Source organism: Moorena sp. SIO2C4, from assembly GCF_010672485.1.
GTDB classification, from domain to species: Bacteria; Cyanobacteriota; Cyanobacteriia; order Cyanobacteriales; family Coleofasciculaceae; genus Moorena; species Moorena producens.
Window position 1 is genome coordinate 1 of sequence record NZ_JAAHGN010000889.1, and the last position, 3,217, is coordinate 3,217.

At 45.1% G+C, this 3,217-nt stretch carries 2 protein-coding genes; both read left to right on the forward strand.

Annotated features, from left to right (window positions below):
* Positions 1–2: 2 nt before the first annotated feature.
* Positions 3–1,064 carry an RRXRR domain-containing protein gene (locus F6K20_RS30875; protein WP_287297273.1) on the forward strand — a complete coding sequence of 354 codons (1,062 nt, stop codon included), beginning with the start codon at positions 3–5 and terminating at the stop codon, positions 1,062–1,064.
* Positions 1,065–1,083: 19 nt separating this feature from the next.
* On the forward strand, positions 1,084–3,081 hold the full coding sequence (gene htpG / locus F6K20_RS30880; RefSeq protein WP_287251801.1) for a molecular chaperone HtpG: 1,998 nt from the start codon (positions 1,084–1,086) through the stop codon (positions 3,079–3,081).
* Positions 3,082–3,217 lie beyond the last annotated feature (136 nt).

The following is a 3,217-nucleotide window of genomic DNA, read 5'->3' on the forward strand; positions in this document are numbered from 1 at the left end:
TATTGATGCCTACAAAAGCATCTCGTGCTCGACGTTGGCTTAATCAAGGTTTAGCTGTTATTTACCAAAACGATCTAAATGTTTTTGCTGTTCAGTTAGTTAACCAACCATCTGAGGAACAAACTCAGGATATTGCTATTGGGATTGACCCTGGAAAGATGTTTTCTGGCATTGCTGTTCAGTCAAACAAAGCCACTCTTTGGACGGGACATTTAGTTTTGCCATACAAGAAGGTTCGCGAACGCATGGATACTAGACGAATGATGCGTTCGCGTAGCGTCGGCTTCGCCGAAAAAACTCGCAGAAGTCGTCGAATAGATCGCAGGGTACCTTACTCTCAAAGGTCTCATAGACAAAAGCGATTCTCAAACAGAGTAAACAAAAAGGTACCTCCTTCAATTCGAGCAAATCGCAAGTTAGAGCAAAGGGTGGCCAAAGAGCTTAGCCTTTTATACCCAGTAAAAGCTATTGTCTATGAGGTAGTAAAGGCTAGAGGAGACAAAGGTTTTTCTCCTGTCATGGTAGGCCAATATTGGTCAATATCTCAGCTAGAAAAAATAGCTCCAGTCACTCAAAAACAAGGCTGGGAGACTGCTCTAAAAAGGGAAGCTCTAGGACTGGTCAAAGACAAAACCGACAAAAGTCGGCAGACAGTCAACACTCATGCAATAGATGGAATAGCTTTAGCTGCTACTCATTTCTTGCGGCGCAAGAATTACTATCACAGTAAAGGTAAATTGAGTATCCCAGAAAACTGCAATATAACTAACGCTTTGTTTTCTGTTATTAGACGTGCTCCTATAATTCGTCGTCAATTACACCTGTTGAATTTTCGTGCATGTGGAAAGCGGCGTAAATACGGAGGAACCACTACTAGTCATGGTTTTCGTAAAGGAGACTACGTTGAAGCTGTTAAAGCCGGAAAGATAACCCATGGTTGGGTGAGTGGCGAGACAGCAAAACAGGTTTCCGTTAGCGATATCAATTGGAAACGGATAGGACAATTTACTGCCCGAAAAGTCCGACTCCTAAAACGTTCAACGGGCTTACTTGTAAACAACTAATTGGAGGTGCGAAGAACTGATGACTGTACTGGAACAAGGCACAATCACGATTCATACTGAGAATATCTTCCCGATTATCAAGAAGTCTCTCTACACCGATCACGAAATCTTCTTGCGGGAGCTGATCTCCAATTCAGTGGATGCCATCCAGAAGTTGAAGATGGTCTCTTATTCTGGGGAGATTGACGGGGATGTGGGAGACCCGGAAATTAAAATTACCATTGATAAGGATAAAAAAACTCTCTCCATCTCGGATAACGGCATTGGGATGACTGCCGATGAGGTGAAAAAGTATATTAATCAAGTTGCTTTTTCTAGCGCTGAAGAATTTATCCAGCAGTACCAAAAGCAAGCTGACCAACAGATTATCGGTCACTTCGGATTGGGTTTCTACTCTGCTTTCATGGTGGCTCAGAAGGTAGAAATTGATACCCTCTCTTATAAATCAGGGGAAACAGCCGTTCATTGGAGCTGTGATGGTTCTCCAGCCTTTGAACTATCGGATTCAGAGCGGACGGAACGGGGTACTACTGTTACCCTCACCATGCAAGAGGAGGAACAGGAGTACTTAGAACCCTCACGGATTCGTCAGCTAGTGAAGTCCTACTGTGATTTCATGGCAGTGCCCATCAAGCTGGAAGATGAGGTGATCAACAAGCATGAGGCACTGTGGAAGAAATCCTCAAGAGACCTGACCAAAGAAGACTATCTGGAGTTCTATCGCTATCTTTACCCGTTCCAAGATGAACCCTTGCTGTGGGTACATCTAAACACAGATTATCCTTTCTTGCTTGATGGCATTCTCTATTTCCCTAAACTGAAGCCAGACGTGGATGTGACTAAGGGGCAAATCAAGCTTTTCTGTAATCAAGTGTTTGTCAGTGACAACTGTGAAGAAGTAATTCCTAACTTCCTAATGCCACTGCGAGGGGTGATTGATAGCCCTGATATTCCCCTGAATGTTTCCCGTTCTGCTCTGACCAAAGACCGGACAGTGGCTCGGATTGGTGACTTTATTGCTAAAAAAGTTGGCGATCGCTTAAAGCAACAGTACCAGGATGAGCGGGATGAGTACATCCGTTCTTGGCAAGATGTGGGTACATTTGTTAAGTTTGGCTGCCTCAATAGCGATAAGTTTAAGAAACAAGTAGAAGATATTGTGATCTTCCGCACCACCTATCAACCGGTGGAAAGTTCGGAAGCTCCAAGCACTGACACCCCTAAGGTAGAAGTGCAATCCCAAGATGGGGATGCTTGGGAGGATGTCACCCCGGATGAGGGCACCGAACAGGACAAGTCTTCCTCTTCTCAACCCTACACCACCATCAAAGAGTATCTAGAGCGCAATAAAGAAAATCACGAAAATCGGGTATTCTATTGCACTGATGAGGCTAGCCAAGCCACTTATGTAGAACTGCACAAAAATCAAGGGTTAGAAGTCCTATTTATGGACTCCTTTATCGACACCCACTACATTAGCTTCTTGGAACGGGAATATACAGAGGCTAAGTTCTCTCGGGTGGATTCAGACTTGGATGATACCCTTGTTGATAAGGAGCAGGAAAAAGAGATTGTTGACCCGAAGACCAACAAAACCCGTTCTGACCTGATTAAGGAACTGTTTGAGCAAGCGATTAATAAGCCTAAGGTTAATGTCCGGACTCAAGCCCTGAAGTCTGATGACCCCCAAGGCACCCCACCGGCAATGGTATTGTTGCCGGAAGCCATGCGCCGTCTACAGGAAATGACTGCCATGATGCAGCAGGAGTCGGTGCAGTTTCCAGAGGAACATATTTTAGTGGTCAATACCACCCACCCACTGATTCAGAATCTAGTCAACCTCAGTCAAGGCAGTATTATTCAGAGTGGCGGTCAGTCTCCCTCAGCGGAATTGGCTAGCATGATTTGTCAGCATGTCTATGACCTGGCACTGATGGCTCAGAAAGGCTTTGATGCCGAAGGCATGAAGGCGTTTGTGGAACGGTCCAATAAGGTTATGACGCGCTTGACGCAATAGTAAAGGCTCAGTTGAAGGTTGAAGGTTGAAGGTTGAAGGTTGAAGGTTCGAGGTTGAAGGTTCGAGGTTGGAGATGTAGAAGATGTAGGGTGGGCAGTGGCTCAGACCGATTCACCAAGCTCGTCATCGGGTGACT

Excerpts from the sequence above, each read along its gene's own strand:
- htpG (WP_287251801.1), top strand. The coding sequence starts at position 1,084 with ATGACTGTACTGGAACAAGGCACAATCACGATTCATACTGAGAATATC.